The 16,344-nt window shown below is 70.3% G+C and carries 16 protein-coding genes; 3 read left to right on the forward strand and 13 right to left on the reverse strand.

Going from position 1 to position 16,344, the window contains the following annotated elements:
* Positions 1 to 10: 10 nt before the first annotated feature.
* The 8 genes from OG349_RS12790 to OG349_RS12825 all read right to left on the reverse strand — a co-directional run bounded on the left by OG349_RS12790 (position 11) and on the right by OG349_RS12825 (position 7,215).
* Positions 11 to 898 (reverse strand): DUF5936 domain-containing protein, encoded by an 888-nt coding sequence (locus OG349_RS12790; protein ID WP_327238553.1) that lies wholly within the window; start codon positions 896 to 898, stop codon positions 11 to 13.
* Between the two features lie 51 nt (positions 899 to 949).
* A complete protein-coding gene (locus OG349_RS12795; protein ID WP_327234726.1) occupies positions 950 to 1,891 on the reverse strand; it encodes a type II secretion system F family protein in 942 nt (313 codons plus the stop codon).
* A 118-nt stretch (positions 1,892 to 2,009) separates the two neighbouring features.
* Complete coding sequence (locus tag OG349_RS12800; RefSeq protein ID WP_161306621.1) at positions 2,010 to 3,350, reverse strand: CpaF family protein; 1,341 nt, start codon at positions 3,348 to 3,350, stop codon at positions 2,010 to 2,012.
* Positions 3,351 to 3,435: 85 nt separating this feature from the next.
* Positions 3,436 to 3,789, reverse strand: a complete 354-nt coding sequence (locus OG349_RS12805) for a TadE/TadG family type IV pilus assembly protein (RefSeq protein WP_327234727.1) — start codon at positions 3,787 to 3,789, stop codon at positions 3,436 to 3,438.
* Positions 3,786 to 4,229 carry a pilus assembly protein gene (locus OG349_RS12810; RefSeq protein ID WP_327234728.1) on the reverse strand — a complete coding sequence of 148 codons (444 nt, stop codon included), beginning with the start codon at positions 4,227 to 4,229 and terminating at the stop codon, positions 3,786 to 3,788. Before OG349_RS12810 ends, OG349_RS12805 begins: the two co-directional genes overlap by 4 nt.
* Positions 4,226 to 5,527, reverse strand: a complete 1,302-nt coding sequence (locus OG349_RS12815; RefSeq protein WP_327234729.1) for an AAA family ATPase — start codon at positions 5,525 to 5,527, stop codon at positions 4,226 to 4,228. Before OG349_RS12815 ends, OG349_RS12810 begins: the two co-directional genes overlap by 4 nt.
* Positions 5,528 to 5,534: 7 nt before the next feature.
* On the reverse strand, positions 5,535 to 6,245 hold the full coding sequence (gene cpaB, locus OG349_RS12820) for a Flp pilus assembly protein CpaB (protein ID WP_327234730.1): 711 nt from the start codon (positions 6,243 to 6,245) through the stop codon (positions 5,535 to 5,537).
* 91 nt (positions 6,246 to 6,336) lie between these two features.
* Positions 6,337 to 7,215 carry a zinc ribbon domain-containing protein gene (locus OG349_RS12825; RefSeq protein WP_327234731.1) on the reverse strand — a complete coding sequence of 293 codons (879 nt, stop codon included), beginning with the start codon at positions 7,213 to 7,215 and terminating at the stop codon, positions 6,337 to 6,339.
* Between the two features lie 337 nt (positions 7,216 to 7,552).
* Here OG349_RS12825 and OG349_RS12830 point away from each other — a divergent pair, with 337 nt between their 5' ends.
* Positions 7,553 to 9,274, forward strand: coding sequence for a chitinase (locus OG349_RS12830; RefSeq protein WP_327234732.1), 1,722 nt, complete (start codon positions 7,553 to 7,555; stop codon positions 9,272 to 9,274).
* A gap of 105 nt (positions 9,275 to 9,379) precedes the next feature.
* Here OG349_RS12830 and OG349_RS12835 read toward each other — a convergent pair whose 3' ends face one another.
* Positions 9,380 to 10,744 carry an Nramp family divalent metal transporter gene (locus tag OG349_RS12835; protein ID WP_327234733.1) on the reverse strand — a complete coding sequence of 455 codons (1,365 nt, stop codon included), beginning with the start codon at positions 10,742 to 10,744 and terminating at the stop codon, positions 9,380 to 9,382.
* Between OG349_RS12835 and OG349_RS12840 the strand changes: the two genes are divergently transcribed.
* On the forward strand, positions 10,743 to 10,883 hold the full coding sequence (locus OG349_RS12840) for a hypothetical protein (protein ID WP_327234734.1): 141 nt from the start codon (positions 10,743 to 10,745) through the stop codon (positions 10,881 to 10,883). The two genes, OG349_RS12835 and OG349_RS12840, sit on opposite strands and share 2 nt — an antisense overlap.
* Here the strand turns inward: OG349_RS12840 and OG349_RS12845 are convergent.
* From OG349_RS12845 to OG349_RS12860, 4 genes are all read right to left on the reverse strand, one after another.
* Positions 10,880 to 12,352: a GntP family permease gene (locus tag OG349_RS12845; RefSeq protein WP_167027840.1), complete on the reverse strand. Its 1,473-nt coding sequence runs from the start codon at positions 12,350 to 12,352 to the stop codon at positions 10,880 to 10,882. The two genes, OG349_RS12840 and OG349_RS12845, sit on opposite strands and share 4 nt — an antisense overlap.
* Positions 12,353 to 12,525: 173 nt before the next feature.
* A complete protein-coding gene (locus tag OG349_RS12850) occupies positions 12,526 to 12,954 on the reverse strand; it encodes a RidA family protein (protein WP_327234735.1) in 429 nt (142 codons plus the stop codon).
* Positions 12,951 to 13,715, reverse strand: coding sequence for an IclR family transcriptional regulator (locus tag OG349_RS12855; protein ID WP_327234736.1), 765 nt, complete (start codon positions 13,713 to 13,715; stop codon positions 12,951 to 12,953). Before OG349_RS12855 ends, OG349_RS12850 begins: the two co-directional genes overlap by 4 nt.
* Entirely contained in the window at positions 13,712 to 14,752 is a 1,041-nt protein-coding gene (locus tag OG349_RS12860) for a sugar kinase (RefSeq protein ID WP_442806380.1), read from the reverse strand. Before OG349_RS12860 ends, OG349_RS12855 begins: the two co-directional genes overlap by 4 nt.
* Before the next feature lie 218 nt (positions 14,753 to 14,970).
* On the opposite strand from OG349_RS12860, the gene OG349_RS12865 reads away from it, so the two are divergent.
* Complete coding sequence (locus OG349_RS12865; RefSeq protein ID WP_327234737.1) at positions 14,971 to 16,341, forward strand: alanine racemase; 1,371 nt, start codon at positions 14,971 to 14,973, stop codon at positions 16,339 to 16,341.
* The last annotated feature ends 3 nt before the right edge of the window (positions 16,342 to 16,344 follow it).

Here is a 16,344-nt window from a genome sequence, read left to right on the forward strand (position 1 = left end):
CAACGTCCCATCAGCCCGAGAGGACACTTCCGAAGTCGACTCCCGAGCCGTAGTAGAAGCTCAGGACGATCAGGATCATGGTGGCGGGAAGCATCACCATCGTGACGACGAGGGTTGTCTTCGGCACCGCCTGGGCGGCGCTGCGGCGCGCGTTCTGCGCGTCCGTACGGCGCATGTCGTTGGCGATCTGTATGAGCGTGTCCACGATGGGGGCACCCAGCTCCTCGCCCTGCTGGAGGGCGGTGACGAACATCGACACCTGCTCGGAGGCGTTGCGCCTGCGCAGCTGCTCGAAGGCATGGCGGCGGCTGACGCCCATGTCCATCTGCCGCAGGGTGATGCGCAGTTCGTCCGACCAGGGTCCTGAGTACTTGTCGGCGACCCGCTCCAGCGCCTGCCGGAAGCCGAGTCCCGCCGACACGACCACCGCGAGGACGTCGAGGAAGTCGGGGAGGGTCCGTTCGATGTCCGCCTTCCGCCTGCGCACGTGCGCCCGGATGATGACGTCGGGCCAGACCAGGCCGAAGGTGAGGGCGACCACCGCGATGACGGTCTGGCCCCGCGCGACCATCCCGAGGGCGGCGAACGCGCCGAGGATCCCGTACACCGCCCGGCGGGCGGCGAAGCGGTCGACGGTGATGCCGCCGGGGTTGCCCGCCATGTCGAGCCGGTGGCGCAGGGCTTCGACCCGCTTGGGGCCCATCAGATTCAGCACGGTGGGGGCCCAGCGCATGCCGAGGCGGTCGATGCCGGAGCCCACGGCCGTGGTGCGGGTGGCGCCGATCTCCAGGGCCACCGCGAGGTCGCCGGGGAGCTTGGCGTCCGCGCGGTAGAGGCGGATGCCGTGGAAGACGCCGTACACCGCCACGCCCATCGCAACCGCGAGCAGGAGCCCCAGTCCCGTTCCTGATCCCATGAGTTGTCCTTTCTCTCCGCTCCGGGCCGGGGGTCAGACCTGGATACGGGACATGCGGCGGATCAGGATGTAGCCGGCGGCGTACATCGCGAAGGCGACGATCGTGCCGACCTGGCCGATCACCGAGCCTGTCATCTTGTCCAGGGCGCCCGGCGCCATGGCGTTGATCATCAGCAGGAAGCCGAGGCCGAGCAGGGGCACCGCGAGGGCGGTGACCTTGACCTGGGCGAGCATGGTCGTGACCTCCCTGCGGGTCTCCTTGCGCTCCTCCAGCGTCTCGGTGAGGTTGCGCAGGGAGCTGACGATCTGGCCGCCCGCCCGGCTGGACAGCACCACCGTGGTGACCAGGACGACCAGTTCGCGGGAGGGCAGCCGGTCGGCCAGTTCGCCCAGCGCGTCGTCCAGGGAGTGGCCGATGTTGAGCTGGTCGGCGACCCTGCGCAGTTCCTCGCCCGCGGGGTTGTCCAACTCCTCGGCAGCCATGGCCAGCGCCGTACGCATCGCCAGCCCGGCGTGGGTGGCGTTGGCCAGGACCCGGGTCAGCTCCGGGAGTTGGCCGATGAACGCCTCCGTACGCTTCACCCGCTGCCAGTTGAGGAACGCGTTGCCTCCCCACAGGCCGACCAGCGCCGCCAGGAAGCCGAAGAACGGGGCGAAGACCGCGCCGACGACGAAGTAGAGGGCGAGCAGGCCGGCCGCCACGTAGACGGTGTACTCGCCCGGGGTCAGGTCGAGTCCCGTCGCGGCGATCTTCCGTTCGATGCGCTTGCCCGTGGTGGTCCCGCGCAGCCGCCGGTCGACCCCGGTGAACCGCCTGCGGCGGCCGGTGTCCGCCGCGAGCTGGCCCGACTGGGTCATGCGGTCGACGAGCGCCCGGTGTTGGGCCCTGCCCGACGCGTAGACGTGCACGCCGACGACGGCGAGCACACCCGTGGACAGGGTGAGGCCGACCGTCAGGAGCGGGAGGTTGACCATGGCGTACGGACCTTCTCGGTGGACGGGACGGGGACGTGGGCGGGTCGGAGGCTTGGACGGGTCGGAGGTTTGGGCGGCTCGGGGGCTTGGGCAGGGGGACGCGCCTATGGCGAGCGCGTCACGCAGGTGAGCTTCGTATCGCCAACTGCGCTTCCGTACGGGCGACTCCGAAGGCCGGCGGCACCGGTTCGCTCTTGAGGTAGAGGCGCTCGGCGACCCGGCGCGGCAGCGGGTAGTACTCGAACTTCCCGTAGATCCGCCCGTCGGGTGCCATGGGCTGGGCGAGGAACTTGCACACGGAGACGATCCGGTACTCCTCCCTGCCCTGCGAGTCGACGATGGCGATCTCGGTGACGCGGCGGGAGCCGTCGGCGTGCCGGGTCAGCTGGACGATGACGTCGACAGCGCTGTTGATCTGGTCCTTGATCGCCACGAAGGGGATCCCGGCCTCCGACATGGAGGCCAGGGTCTGGAGCCGCATCAGCGCGTCCTCCGCGTTGTTGGCGTGGACGGTGGCGAGCGAGCCGTCGTGACCGGTGGACATCGCCTGGAGCATGTCGAGCGTCTCGCCGCCTCGTACCTCACCGACGATGATCCGGTCGGGCCGCATACGCAGGGAGTTGCGGACGAGGTCGCGGATGCTGACCTGGCCCTTGCCCTCCACGTTGGCGGGGCGGCTCTCCAGCGTGATGACGTGGGACTGCTGGAGCTGGAGTTCGGCGGAGTCCTCGATGGTGACGATGCGCTCGCCCTCGGGGATCAGTCCGGAGAGGGAGTTGAGGAGGGTCGTCTTCCCGGTGCCGGTGGCCCCGGAGACGATGACGTTGAACTTCGCGCGCACCAGTCCGCCCAGGAGCAGCATCATCTGCTGGTCCAGCGAGCCGAGGCCGATCATCTCCTGGAGGGTGAAGGCCCGGGGGAAGCGGCGGATGGTGAGGATCGGTCCCGTCAGGGACAGCGGCGGGATGATGACGTTGACACGCTCGCCCGACGGGAGCCGGGCGTCGACCATCGGATTGGCCTCGTCCACGCGGCGGTTGACGGTCGACACGATGCGCTCGATGGTCTGCATCAGCTGCTCGTTCGACGCGAAGCGCAGGGGCAGCATCTCCAGCCGGCCCCCGCGCTCGACGAAGACCTGGTCGGCGCCGTTGACCATGATCTCGCTGATGGACGCGTCCTCCAGCAGCGGCTCCAGGATGCCGAGGCCCAGGGCCTCGTCCACGACGCGGCGGATGAGCTGGGACCGCTCGACGGTGGAGAGGACCGGGCCCTCCCGGCTGATGATGTGGCCGAGGACGCGCTCCAGGCGGGCCCGGCGTTCGGCCGCGGCCAGCGCGGACATCTCCGCGAGGTCGATCTCTTCGAGGAGTTTCGCGCGGTAGACCCCGACGAGCAGGCTCTCCTCGCCGTGCCCGTTGGACGGCTCGGGGCTGTTGATGCGTGCCCGCAGGCTCATGTCCTCAACTCCCACGTTTCGCTCATGTGTTGCGGATGTGCCGGATCTGCTCGTTGCTGTTGCGGCCGGTGTACGGGCCCGGCGCTTAGTCCTTCGGCATTGTCGCGCTCCTGACCGCGGGGCCGAACTGGAAGAGGGGCAGGACGGACGGGACGTCGACCGTGGCGGTGGCTGTCACCGCTTCCCCGGTGTCCGTCATACCGATGTCGGCGGTGAGCCAGCCGCTGACGGCCGCCTCCCCGGCCGTCTGGGGGGCCACGTCGGCCTCCTGGTAGGACGCCGTACGGGCCGCCGCCCGCGCCGCCGTCCCCGCCTGCTGTACGGCGTAGGCCGCCAGGCCCAGTTGGACGGCGGAGAGCCCGACGATGAGCAGCAGCGTGATCACACCGGCGAACTCCAGGGCCGCCTGGCCCTTCTCCCGATCCCTCCGCGCGCTCATGGCGTGGTCTCCCTCAGGGCGGACCCGTGGGCCGTGATGTTGACCGGGATGTTGAAGCCGGGGAAGAGCACGGGCGTGTTGAGGCCGATGTCGACGGTCACCAGATCGCCGCCGCCCCCGCCGCAGTTGACCGCGCCCATGCTCCAGGCGCCGGGCAGATCCTCCGCCGCCGCGGCGCCGCAGGGCTCGCCCACCGCCGCCGCCCGCGCGGCCTTGTCCGCCGCGTTGCCGGCGAGCGAGAACGTGTAGCCGATCAGCGCCGCCTGCCAGAGCAGCACCAGGGTGCCGAGGATGATCGGGATCATGCCGGTGAACTCGAACGCGGCCTGGCCCCGGTCCTCGCGCAGCCGCGCGCCGATCCTCTCCGCGTCACACGTGTCACCGCGCCGCGCTTCTCCGTACCGCGTACGTATCCCCGTAGGTGTCCCGGGACGGTTCATGGCTCGATCTGCCCTCTCACCCGTCTCGCTCCGATCGCGCTCGGTCCGGGGTTCCCGACCCGGTCTCGTTCCGCCCTGTTCCTGGTCCTGGTCCTGCCCGGTTTGCCGTGCTTCCGCTCGCCCTCCTGGGCCTTCACCAGGCCCAGTTCGCCCGCCAGGCCCCAGATCGCCTGTTTCACGGTGGACTTGGACTCCAGATCCTGCAACCGGCCCGCGTCCACGACCGCCTGGAGTTCCTTGAAGTTCGCGGGGATCGCCGACCGGGAAACCCGGGTGCCGGTGATCCGCTCGATCAGCTGGGGCTGGATCTCGGTGTTCTTCGTATGGCGGTTGACGACCGTCACGGTCTCCTCCGCCTTGCGGATCTGGAGCCGGTCCCACAGCCGCACCATGCGCTTGGTCGCCCGTACCGACACCACGTCCGGGGTGGTCAGCAGCAGGGTGGTGTCGGCCATCTCGATCGCCGCCGCGTTCGCGCTGTTCATCTGCGTGCCGCAGTCGATGACCACGACGTCGTACCGGTGGCGCAGCGCGCTCACGATCTGCCGTACGGACCGCTCGTTGACCTCCTCGCCCCGCTCCCCCTCCCCCGGCGCCAGCAGCAGGCCGATCCCCGTGTGGTGGATGAAGACGGCGTCCTGGAGCACCCGGGGCGATATGTCCTGGATGGTGGCGAGGTCCACGATCGACCGGCGGAACTGCACATCGAGGTACGAGGCCACGTCCCCGGCCTGGAGGTCCAGGTCGGCGAGCGCCGTGGTCATGCCCGACGCCCGCGCCGCCAGCGCGAGTTGTACGGCGGTCAGGGTCGTCCCCACACCGCCCTTCGCCCCGCTGACCGTGACCACGATGCCCCCGGGCCCGCTGAACACCTCGGCGCCCTGGCCGAGATGGCGCCGTACGCCCACGGACCACCCGGCGGCGGACTGGACGCGCTGCGCCAACTCCTCGTACGACAGCGGCAGTCCGACCAGGCCCCGGGCGCCGGAGTCCATGGCGGCCGAGAAGAGCATGGGGCTGGCGTCGGAGGTGACCAGGACGACGCCGACGGCCGGGAAGCGCAGGGCCACTTCCCGGATGAGTTCGAGCGCGGGCACCGGTCCGATCCGCTCGTGGACCAGGACCACTTCCGGCAGCTCGTCGATCGACTCGGCGGCCAGCCGGGCCAGGGTGTCGATCAGCGAGGTCGAGTCGCCGACCGGTGCGGCCGGCTCCGCGTCGGGGAGCTGGCTGAGCAGGGTGGTGATGGACCGGGCGGCGTCGGCGTCACCGACGACCGGAAGGATTCGGGTGGTCATGCGTCCCTCACTTGTCCCCTTCGAGCGTGTAGGTGCTCTCCCCGGGGCGCAGCGTTGTCGGATTGCCGTCGGGGAGGAGGGCGAGTCGCACGTGGTCCGCGAAGGACTCGGCGTACGCGACCCGTTGGGCGTCCTTGGTCTTCAGCGCGAACGTGATGGGGACGGCCTGCTGGAGTCCGGTGCGGGTCCGGTCGCTCTCCTTGGCTTCGAGGGCGGTGAGTTTGCCGACGTCGAGGACCCTGGCGTTGGGGACGATGATCCGGGACTGCGCCGTGGCGCCGTCGTTGTCGCCGGGGAAGGTCGCGAAGATGTTGACCAGATCACCCGGCCTGATCTTGCCCGCGACGCCGGTCTCCGCGTCGATCATGATGGCGATCTCCTGCTCGTCCGCCGCGAGTTCGGGGCGTTTGACGATCATGTCGTCCTGGAGCAGGGATCCCTTTTTCAGCGTGGTGACGGCGATCTTTCCGTTGAGTACGGAGAGGTCGGTCACCGCGTTCTCGGACAGCCAGCGCTCCGGCATCTCGATCTTCTCGAACTGCCCGCTCCGGAGCGGTGTGTAGGGCGCCACATCCGCTTTCAGCCGGTACGCGGCGACCTCGGGGCCGACCTTCGAATTCACGTCCCGTATCACCGAGAGCACACCGGCGAAGGCCGCGACGGCGCAGAGGATCGAGAGGAGAAGGAGTATGACGCCGCGGCGTTGCCGTGCATTCATGGGAGGGGCAACCTCGTTCGAAGACGTGGGTCAGGGAAGCGTGACAGATCGGAGCGGGTACGGGGAGGCCGCCGGGTGTCCGGCCGACGGGCTACGCCCCTTGGCGCGTGGGGCTTCCCCTGGTCAGCACACCGCTGACGCGGCCGCGGGTCTCGGGCGGACCGAGGGGCGCGGAACAGAATCCGCAGCGGTCTCCTATGAGTTCGGAGCCGCACCAGCCGCACACCTCGCGGCGGACCGACGCGACCAATTGGTAGAGCACGGAGATGTCCGGCAGGAACGCGGCGAATTCGATCATCTTCGCCGTGCCCCACCAGGCCGGCGATTCCGCCGGCAGCGCGCACTCCTGAATGCCTTGGACGCGCCAGGCGGGTGCGAGGGTCTCCGTCACCCAGTCGGACTGCGACGACCCCTGGGCGACCACAAGATGGGTGGCGAAATCCGGTCCGTCCAATTCACCGGACCCGATCTTGACCAGTTGGGGTACGGGGTTGGCGACAACGCCGAACTGCGCTCCGGGCACCCAGGACTTGGCGTGCGTCTTCAGGCTCACCGGGACCCGGTCGAGCCGGGCGACCGAGTTGAGGAGGGCACCGGCGTGGATGTAGTGGGAGAGCAGCCGGGCGGCGGAGGCGATGATCCCCGGGTGGAAGTCGCAGAGGGACAACTGCCGTAGCTGGCGCACCAGAACGGCCACCGCGAGCGGCGGCAGGTCCACCTTGAGCAGCGCGATCCGGTCGCTCTCCAGGAGGTTGCGGACGGTGTGCAGCCGCCGTTCGTGCGGGGTGGGAATGGTCGCGGGATAGACGGCGACCACATAGCCGTACTGCTCGACGAGCACCTGCATGTCGGCCAGCGCGTCGCCCAACGGCTGGGCGTCGGGCGGCTGGAGCAGGGTCGCGGTGGGCGTCTGCTGGTCGGTCGGCGGCAGCACCAGATCGGGGCTGGTGACAGCGATCGCGGTCGGCACGTTGGTTCCCCGTTCAGCCCGGGACGCCGGAGCCCCGGCGACCGCAGATCTCTCCTGCTCCGTTCTCCTGCCCCAGCACTTTATCCACGTCTTACGGTGCAGAGAACACCTTTCGGATACCCGGGCTGTGGCCGTCACATGACGGGCAGCTACAAAATCGGGCGAAGCAGCCCGCCGGACGTCATTCGGGCCGGTCGGGGAGCGCTCCCGTATACGACCTTCTGCCAGAGGTCTTGACAACTTGATTGGTCTGGACCAGTTTCTACGTCCAACGGTGGCCACCGTTCCTCTCACTCTTTACGTACCTCCATCCCCGATCCCCCAGCGGAGGCAGCAAGTGGAACGTGCACCAGGCTCCAGAGGACGCGTCAGAACATGGATCGGCGGGGCGGTGGCCGTCGCGGCCGCCGGAGCGCTGAGTGTCACCGGGCTCGCCGGGACCGCGCAGGCGGCCGACATCAACGTGGCGAAGAACGCGGGGTTCGAGTCCGGTCTCGGGAGTTGGACCTGTTCCGCCGGCAGCGGCTCCACGGTCGGCTCGCCCGTACACGGTGGCGCGGCGGCCCTGAAGGGCGCGCCCAGCGGCCAGGACAACGCCAAGTGCTCGCAGGTCGTCGCCGTACAGCCCAACTCGACGTACACGCTGAGCGCCTGGGTGCAGGGCGGGCTCGCCTACCTGGGGGCCGAGGGGACCGGGACGACCGACGTGTCGACCTGGACGCCGGACAGCACCTCGTGGAAGCAGCTCACCACCAGCTTCAGGACGGGCGCCTCGACCAGGTCCGTGACGGTCTACACCCACGGCTGGTACGGCACCCCCACCTACTTCGCCGACGACATCTCCGTCTTCGGCCCCGACGGCGGCGGTGGCAGCGACCCCGGCCCGACGATCCCCGGCTCTCCCGCGGGTCTCACGGCCGGCTCCGTGACCTCGTCGTCCGTGACCCTCAACTGGGGCGGGGTGTCCAACGCCACCGGATACAACATCTACCGCAACGGTACGAAGGTGCAGTCGTCGACCTCCCCGTCCGCGACCGTGACGGGCCTGGCGGCCAGCACGTCGTACTCATTCCAGGTGTCCGCGACCAACGCGGCCGGTGAGGGCCCCAAGTCGGCCACGGTCAACGCGACCACCTCGGCGACCGGCGGCGGGGGCGGGGGCGGCACCAACCCGACCGTGCCCAAGCACGCGCTCACCGGCTACTGGCAGAACTTCAACAACGGCGCGACCGTCCAGAAGCTCCGTGACGTGCAGGCGCAGTACGACATCATCGCCGTGTCGTTCGCCGACGCGACCGCCACCCCCGGCCAGATCACCTTCAACCTGGACCCGGCCGTCGGCTACGGCTCCGCCGCCGAGTTCAAGTCGGACATCGCCGCGAAGAAGGCCGCCGGCAAGTCGGTCATCCTCTCGATCGGCGGCGAGAAGGGCACCATCTCCATCAACAGCGCCGCCTCCGCGACGGCGTTCGCCAACAGCGCCTACGCGCTGATGCAGGAGTACGGCTTCAACGGGGTCGACATCGACCTGGAGAACGGCCTCAACTCCACGTACATGAGCAGCGCCCTGCACCAGCTGGCCGCGAAGGCCGGTCCGAACATGGTCCTCACGATGGCGCCGCAGACCATCGACATGCAGAACACGGGCGGCGAGTACTTCAAGACCGCGCTGGCCGTGAAGGACATCCTCACCGTCGTCAACATGCAGTACTACAACAGCGGTTCGATGCTCGGCTGCGACGGCAAGGTCTACTCGCAGGGTTCGGTGGACTTCCTCACCGCGCTCGCCTGCATCCAGCTCGAAGGCGGCCTCGCCCCGGCCCAGGTCGGCATCGGCGTCCCCGCCTCCACGCGGGGCGCGGGCAGCGGTTACGTCTCCCCGACGATCGTGAACAACGCGCTGGACTGCCTCACCCGGGGCACCAACTGCGGTTCGTTCAAGCCGTCGAAGACCTACCCGGGCCTGCGTGGCGCGATGACCTGGTCCACCAACTGGGACGCGACGGCGGGCAACGCCTGGTCGAACGCCGTCGGCCCGAAGGTCCACTCCCTCCCGTAGCGGACCCGCACGACCGAAGACCCCCCACAGGGCCGGCAGCGCCGTCGAACCCCACCCGACGGCGCTGTCGCGCGTCCGGCCCCGGACGCACCCCGCACGACGGACCTACCAGATCAGATCCTTGACCTGCTTCGCGCACAGCACGACGAACAGCAGTCCCGCGACCGCGAGCATCACGTTGCTCAGCACCCCGTTGCGCCACTGGGCGGGCGTACGGGAGGAGTTGAGCAGCCAGACCAGCGTCAGCGCCAGGAACGGCATGAAAAACGCGCCCAGGACGCCGTACACCACGACCAGTCCGAACGGCTCGTCCAGGAAGAGCAGCCCGATCGGCGGGAAGGTCAGCCACAGCAGGTACGCGCGGAACAGGACCGAGCGCTCCCGCTCCCCCGAGGCGACCGTCTCCACCATGTCCTCGGTGCCGGCCCCCCGCCGTTCCCGGAGGATACGGTCCACGAAGTCGGCGAACATCAGGCTCACGCCGTGCCACACCCCGATCAGCGCGCCGAACGACGTGGCGAAGAAGCCCACCAGGAAGAGCTTCGCCGTGACCACCCCGAAGCGGTCCTCCAGGATCGTGCCGAGGTCGATCAGCCCCCGGTCGCCCGAGGTCAGCGCGATCTGGGAGGAGTGCAGCAGCTCGGCGCCGATGATCAGCATGGCGACGACGAAGAACCCCGTGGTGACGTACGCGACGCGGTTGTCCAGCCGCATCACCCGCATCCAGCGGGAGTCGGTCCACCCCTTGGCGTTGACCCAGTAGCCGTACGCGGCCATCGTGATCGTGCCGCCGACGCCGCCGATCAGCCCCAGCGTGTAGAGCAGCGAGCCGTCCGGCAGCACCGGTACGAGCCCCGCGAACGCGTCGCCGAGGCGGGGAGCCACCCGGATCGCTACGTACATGACGATCAGGAACTTCATGCCGATCAGCACCGTCATGACCTTCTCGAAGACGGCGTACCGGTTGAACCAGACGAAGGCCAGCCCCACCAGACCGGTGGCGACCGCCCAGGTCTTGAGGCCGGGGCCCTCGGGGAAGAGCGCGACGAGCGGCAGGGCGCTGGAGGACATGGCGGTCGCGCCGTACACAAAACCCCAGACGACGACGTAGACGGCGAAGTAGACCGTCGTCCAGTGGCCGAGGCTGCGCCAGCCCTCGAAGAGGGTGGTCCCGGTGGCGAGATGCCAGCGCCCGGCGGCCTCGGCGAGCGAGATCTTGACGACGCAGCCGATGATCGCGGCCCACAGGAGGGTGTAGCCGAACTGGCTGCCCGCGATCAGCGTCGCGACCAGGTCACCCGCGCCGACGCCGGTCGCGGCGACGACGATCCCGGGGCCGATGTACCGCCAACTGGACCTGCGGGGGCCGGAGGTGGGGGTGGAGGCGGGCCGCGCCGTCCCCGGCCGGGCGGGGACGGTCCCGTCCGTACCGCTGTACTCGCCCGTGCCGCTGTCCGTGGTGCCTGCCATGCGTCTCGCGCCTCCACTCTCGTCCCCGTACGTGACCCACGTCACGAAAGCGGGGCGGGCGGTGATCGCGCAAGAGGGCCTGCGGCGCCACGGACAGCGGTTCGAGCGGTACGGATCCGTCTCGTACGGGCTCCTCTAGATGACCAGGCTCAGCAACGCCGCCACCACGAAGCCCGCCACCGACAGGACCGTCTCCAGGACCGTCCACGACTTCAGGGTGTCGCGCTCCGAGATGCCGAAGTACTTGGCGACCATCCAGAACCCGCCGTCGTTGACGTGCGAGGCGAAGATCGAGCCCGCGGAGATGGCCATGATGATCAGGGCGAGATGCGCCTGCGAGAAGCCCTGGCCCTCGACCAGCGGGACCACGATGCCCGCGGTGGTGACGATCGCGACGGTCGCGGAACCCTGGGCGACCCGCAGCACGACCGAGATCAGCCAGGCCAGCAGGATGACCGGCAGGCCCACGTCGTGGAAGGTGTCGGCGAGGGCGTCCGCGATGCCGCTGCCCTTGAGGACCGCGCCGAAGACCCCGCCGGCGCCGACGACGAGCAGGATGTTGCCGACCGGCTTGAGGGACGCGGTGGAGACCCGCTCCAGCGACTGGCGCGACCAGCCGCGCCGCAGGCCCAGCAGGTAGTACGCGAGCAGCAGCGCGATCGTCAGGGCCACGAACGGGTGGCCGAAGAACTCGATCACCGAGCGGCCGGTCGACGGGTCCAGCGCGATGGACGAGAAGGTCGCCAGCAGGATCAGGACCAGCGGGGTGCCGATGATCGCCAGGACCGTGCCCAGGCCGACCGGCGCCTCCTGCGGGGCCACCCCGGCGGCACGCTGTTCCTCGGCGACGGCGGCCTTGGCCTCCTCGGCCGCCTCCAGCATGTCCTGCGGGACCTCCACATAGAGGCGCTTTCCGATCCAGGCCGCGTACACCCAGGCGGCCAGGACGGCGGGTATCCCGACGAGCGCGCCCATCAGGATCATCCAGCCCAGGTCCACGTGGAAGAGTCCGGCGGCGGCGACGGGGCCCGGGTGCGGGGGCAGGAACGCGTGCGTCATGGAGAGACCGGCGAGCAGCGGCATCGCGTACAGGACGATCGACTTGCCGGACCGCTTGGTGGCCGCGTACACGATCGGCGCGAGGACGAAGATGCCGACGTCGAAGAAGACCGGGATGCCGAAGATGACACCGGTGACGCCCATGGCGAGCGGCGCGCGCTTCTCACCGAAGAGGTTCAGCAGCCGGGCGCTCAACACCTCGGCGCCGCCGGACACTTCGAGGATCGCGCCGAGCATGGTGCCGAGGCCGATGATGATCGCGACGTGGCCCAGGATGCCGCCCATGCCCGACTCGATCATCGAGACGGAGGTGGACCGCTGGACCGTACCGAAGAGTTCGGTGACGGAGAGCCCGGCGGCGAGGCCGACGGCTATGGAGACGCCGAGCAGGGCGACGAAGGGCTGGATCCTGACCTTGATGATCAGGAAGAGGAGGAGTGCGATACCGAGGGCGGCGACGGTGAGCAGCCCGCCGGTACCGCCGAGTATCAGGAGGAAGCCCCCGGTGTGGGGCGGGGTTTGAGGGGGTGCGTCGGCAGCGAGCAGCATGGGGGGACCTCTTGTTCTGGGCATTCCGGGCAGCGGGAATCGCGGTACGGCGCCCCCTCGGGCGGTCGTTCGCGCGGTCGTTCGGCCGGTCGTTCGGCCGGACATGAGGGGGGCGCCGTACCGGGCGGCGGGGGGTAAGACGGAAGGGCTCACCGGGGGTAAGGCGGAAAGGCTCAACCGAGGACGGCCAGCGCGTCGATCTCGATCAACAGCCCCTTGGGCAGGCCGACATAGACCGTGGTTCGGGCGGCGGCGGCCTCCTTGAGGCCCTGCTCCTCGAAGTACTGGTTGTAGATCGCGTTCAGCTCGGCGAAGTGGTCCACGTCCGTGAGGTACACGCGCACCATCAGGACGTCGTCCCAACTCGCCCCGCCCTCCTCCAGGATCGCCTTGACGTTGGCGAACGTCTGGAGCGTCTGCTCGCGCAGGGTCGGGCCCGCCGGGACCGGCGGCTTGCCGTCCGCGGCGGGGAGGAAGCCCACCTGCCCGGCGACCTGGAGGATGTTGCCCTTGCGGACGCCGTGCGAGAACTTCGCCGGCGGCGCGGTGTGCGTGGCGGGGGTCAGCGCGGTCTTCGGGAGCTGGGGCGTGTTCTCGCTCATGTGCGTGCTTCCTTGGAGTGGGTGGTGCCGGAGTACTCCCGGCTGATCACGTCGGCGGTGCGGCGCAACAGCGGGAGCAGGGTGAGGAGTTCCTCGGCCGTGACGACGACGTTCGGCGCGGAGACCGACATGGCGGCGACCGCTCTGCCGTCCGTACCCCGGATCGGGGCGCCGATGCAGTTGATGGACTCCTCGTGGCCGCCGAGGTCGGTGGCCCAGCCCTGTTCGCGTACGGTGGCCAACTCCCGCAGGAACGCGGAGGCGTTGGGGATCGAACGGGGCGTGTACAGGGGGAAGTCGAGCCGCTCGGCGAGGGCGCGGCGCTCGGCCTCGGGGAGGTCGGCGAGGAGCAGCTTGGCGACGGCGGCGACCGTGATGGCGACCGGTTTGCCGATCCTGGAGTACATCCGGACCGGATAGCGGCTCTCCACCTTGTCGATGTAGAGGACCTCGTTCTCCTCGTGCACCGCCAAGTGGACGGTGTGGCCGACCTGTTCGTTCAGCTTGACGAGATGGGGGTGGGCGATCTCCCGTACGTCCAGGTTCTCCACGGCCTCCTGGGCGAGCGCGAAGAGGCGGGCGCCGAGGCGGTAGCGGTTGTCCTGCTGGCGGTAGACGAGCCCGTGCTCGTGGAGGGTACGGAGCAGCCGCAGCGCGGTGGACTTGTGCACGTCGAGGCGCTCGGCGACCTGTCCGAGGTCGGCGGGCCCCTGGGCGAGCAGGGGAAGGATGCTCAGCGCGCGGTCGACGGTCTGGCTCATCGGGTACGTACCTCCTGCTCGATGGCCGCCGTCCAGCCGGGGCCGAGACGAAGTCTCTCCCAGGCGCGCCCGTCGAGGCCCGCGAGGCGGTCGGCGTCGGCCCGGGCGGGCGGGGTGCCGAGGTCGCCGGGGACGGTGAGGGTGGCGGCGGCCATGAGGTGGCCGTGGCGGAGGCGGGCGGCGGCGGGCAGGCCGCGGAGGGTCGCGGAGAGGAAGCCGGCGGCGAAGGCGTCACCGGCGCCGACGGGCGCGACGACGTCGACGTGGAGGGCGGGCATGTCGGTGATGGTGTCGGGGGCGGTGACGTGGGTGGTGTCCTGAGCAAGGTCCTGATCGCTGTACGGGGTGCTGTCCTCCCCCTCCCGCGTCAGCACCGTCGCCCCCGCGCTCCCCCGCTTGACCACCACCGTCCGCGGCTCGGGCAGCGCCGCGCGGATCGCGTCCGCGCCCCGCAGCCCCCACGCCTCCGCCGCCTCGTCCTCGCCGACGAAGACCAGGTCCGCGCCGCGCGCCAGTCCCAGCAGGATCTCCGCGCCCGAGCCGTCCCGCCACAGCCCCGGCCGGTGGTTGACGTCGAAGGAGACGAGGGGGCGGCCCGGCCTGCGGCGGGTCAGCTCGCGCATCAGGGCCAGGCAGTCCGCGGAGAGCGCGGCGGTGATCCCGGACAGGTGCAGGACCCGGCCGGCCCACAGGTCGCGGTACGGCACGGTCGCCGGGGACATCGCCGAGGCGGCGGACCCGGCCCGGTAGTACGCGACCTCGTGCGCGTCGGTCGCGCGGTCCGTCGCCGTACGGAAGTAGATGCCGGTGGGGCGCTCCGGGTCGCGCCGGACCCCCGACGTGTCGACGCCGTACGCGCCGACGGCGGCCACCAGATGGTCGCCGAAGCCGTCCGCGCCGACCCGGCTGACCCACTTCACCGCATGCCCGGCGGCGGCCAGCGCGCACGCGACGTTGGACTCGGCGCCGCCGATGGCGCGGTCGAAGGACGGCACGTCGGCGAGGCGGCCGGGGCGGGAGGGCAGGAACGTGACCATGGACTCACCGAGGCAGACGACGTCCACCCGCGCGGGCACGGGTCCGGTCACTCCGGTCACTCTGGGGCTCCTCACCGCTCGGCCGATGCGTGGAGGGGCCACCATTGACCCGACATCGGCTCGGATGTTAGACAGCGACAAGCAATATGCGCAATGGGTGTTGCAAATGTTGCAACGATAGCGATCAAAACGATCCCACTTCGACTCCGGAGGCCCGCATGGCGACCGACCGACCCGCCCCGCTCGGCGACGAGCACGTGGACCACCTCGGCGACGGACGGGTCGACCACCTCCGCGACGAGCGCGTGGACCACCGCTTCAAGGGGCTCCCGCCGGACGCCGAGGGCCTGACGGTCGGCGCGCTCGCCGCCCAGCGCCGCGACCTGTTCACCGGCGGCTTCACCACCCCCGTGCTCGCCCTCTCCGCCGAGTCGCTCGCGCACAACCTCACCCTGCTGGAGACCTACGCCGAACGCCACGGCCTGGCCTTCGCCCCGCACGGCAAGACCTCCATGTCCCCCCAGCTCTTCGAGCGCCAACTCGCCCACGGCGCCTGGGGCATCACCGCCGCCCTGCCCCACCAGGCGCGCGTCTACCGGGCGTTCGGCATCCGGCGGATCTTCCTCGCCAACGAGGTGGTCGACGCGGCGGCGCTGCGCTGGCTGGCCGGCGAGCTGGACCGCGACCCGGACTTCCGCTTCCTCTGTTACGTGGACTCCGTGCGCGGGGTCGAGTTGATGGACGAGGCCCTGCGCGCGGCCGGTGCCACCCGCCCGGTGGAGGTCGTGGTCGAACTGGGCGCGGGCGAGGGGGCCCGTACCGGAGCACGTACGGAGGCGGACTGCGCGGCGGTCGCCGACGCGGTGGCCGCCGTCACCACCCTCCGCCTGGCGGGAGTCGCCGGGTACGAGGGCGAGGTGCCGGACGCCGACGGTGACCGGGTACGCGCCTGGCTGCGCCGACTGGTCGCGCTGGCCTCGGAGTTCGACAAGGCGGGCCGCTTCTCGGGGCCGGACGGGCCGGGCAGGCCGGGCGGACCGGACGGACCGGACGGACCGGACGAGATCGTGATCAGCGCGGGCGGCAGCGCCTGGTTCGACGCGGTCGCCGACGTCTTCGCCGAGATCCCGGCGCTCTCCCTTCCCGTACTGAAACTGCTGCGCTCCGGCGCGTACGTCTCGCACGACGACGGCCACTACCGCCGCCTCTCCCCCTTCAACCGCGTGCCCGAGGAAGGCGCCCTGGAGCCCGCGTTCCGGCTGTGGGCGCAGGTGGTCTCCCGCCCGTCCGCCGGGCAGGCGTTCTTGAACGCGGGCAAGCGGGACGCGGCGTACGACCTGGACCTCCCGGAGGCCCAGGTGATCCGGGACGGCCATACCGGTGAGGTCAGGCCCGCCACCGGGCTGACCGTCACCGGCCTGTCCGACCAGCACACCTGGGTGTCCACGGCCGAGGGGGCGCAGCTGGAGGTCGGTGACTGGGTCGGGCTGGGGCTGTCGCACCCGTGCACGTCGTTCGACAAGTGGCAGCTGATCCCGCTGGTGGAGGCGGACGGCACGGTCACGGACGTGATCCGTACGTTCTTCTAGAAA

This window comes from Streptomyces sp. NBC_01317 (assembly GCF_035961655.1).
In the GTDB taxonomy this organism is placed as follows: Bacteria; Actinomycetota; Actinomycetes; order Streptomycetales; family Streptomycetaceae; genus Streptomyces.

Bases quoted from the DNA above. Each gene is read 5' to 3' on its own strand.
- OG349_RS12845 (WP_167027840.1), bottom strand. From the start codon at position 12,352: ATGCTGCTCGCTGCCGACGCACCCCCTCAAACCCCGCCCCACACCGGG.
- OG349_RS12810 (WP_327234728.1), bottom strand. From the start codon at position 4,229: ATGAACCGTCCCGGGACACCTACGGGGATACGTACGCGGTACGGAGAA.
- OG349_RS12865 (WP_327234737.1), top strand. From the start codon at position 14,971: ATGGCGACCGACCGACCCGCCCCGCTCGGCGACGAGCACGTGGACCAC.
- OG349_RS12840 (WP_327234734.1), top strand. From the start codon at position 10,743: ATGCGTCTCGCGCCTCCACTCTCGTCCCCGTACGTGACCCACGTCACG.
- OG349_RS12850 (WP_327234735.1), bottom strand. From the start codon at position 12,954: ATGAGCGAGAACACGCCCCAGCTCCCGAAGACCGCGCTGACCCCCGCC.
- OG349_RS12860 (WP_442806380.1), bottom strand. From the start codon at position 14,752: ATGGTCACGTTCCTGCCCTCCCGCCCCGGCCGCCTCGCCGACGTGCCG.
- OG349_RS12855 (WP_327234736.1), bottom strand. From the start codon at position 13,715: ATGAGCCAGACCGTCGACCGCGCGCTGAGCATCCTTCCCCTGCTCGCC.
- OG349_RS12815 (WP_327234729.1), bottom strand. From the start codon at position 5,527: ATGACCACCCGAATCCTTCCGGTCGTCGGTGACGCCGACGCCGCCCGG.
- OG349_RS12805 (WP_327234727.1), bottom strand. From the start codon at position 3,789: ATGAGCGCGCGGAGGGATCGGGAGAAGGGCCAGGCGGCCCTGGAGTTC.
- OG349_RS12800 (WP_161306621.1), bottom strand. From the start codon at position 3,350: ATGAGCCTGCGGGCACGCATCAACAGCCCCGAGCCGTCCAACGGGCAC.
- OG349_RS12835 (WP_327234733.1), bottom strand. From the start codon at position 10,744: ATGGCAGGCACCACGGACAGCGGCACGGGCGAGTACAGCGGTACGGAC.
- cpaB (WP_327234730.1), bottom strand. From the start codon at position 6,245: ATGAATGCACGGCAACGCCGCGGCGTCATACTCCTTCTCCTCTCGATC.
- OG349_RS12795 (WP_327234726.1), bottom strand. From the start codon at position 1,891: ATGGTCAACCTCCCGCTCCTGACGGTCGGCCTCACCCTGTCCACGGGT.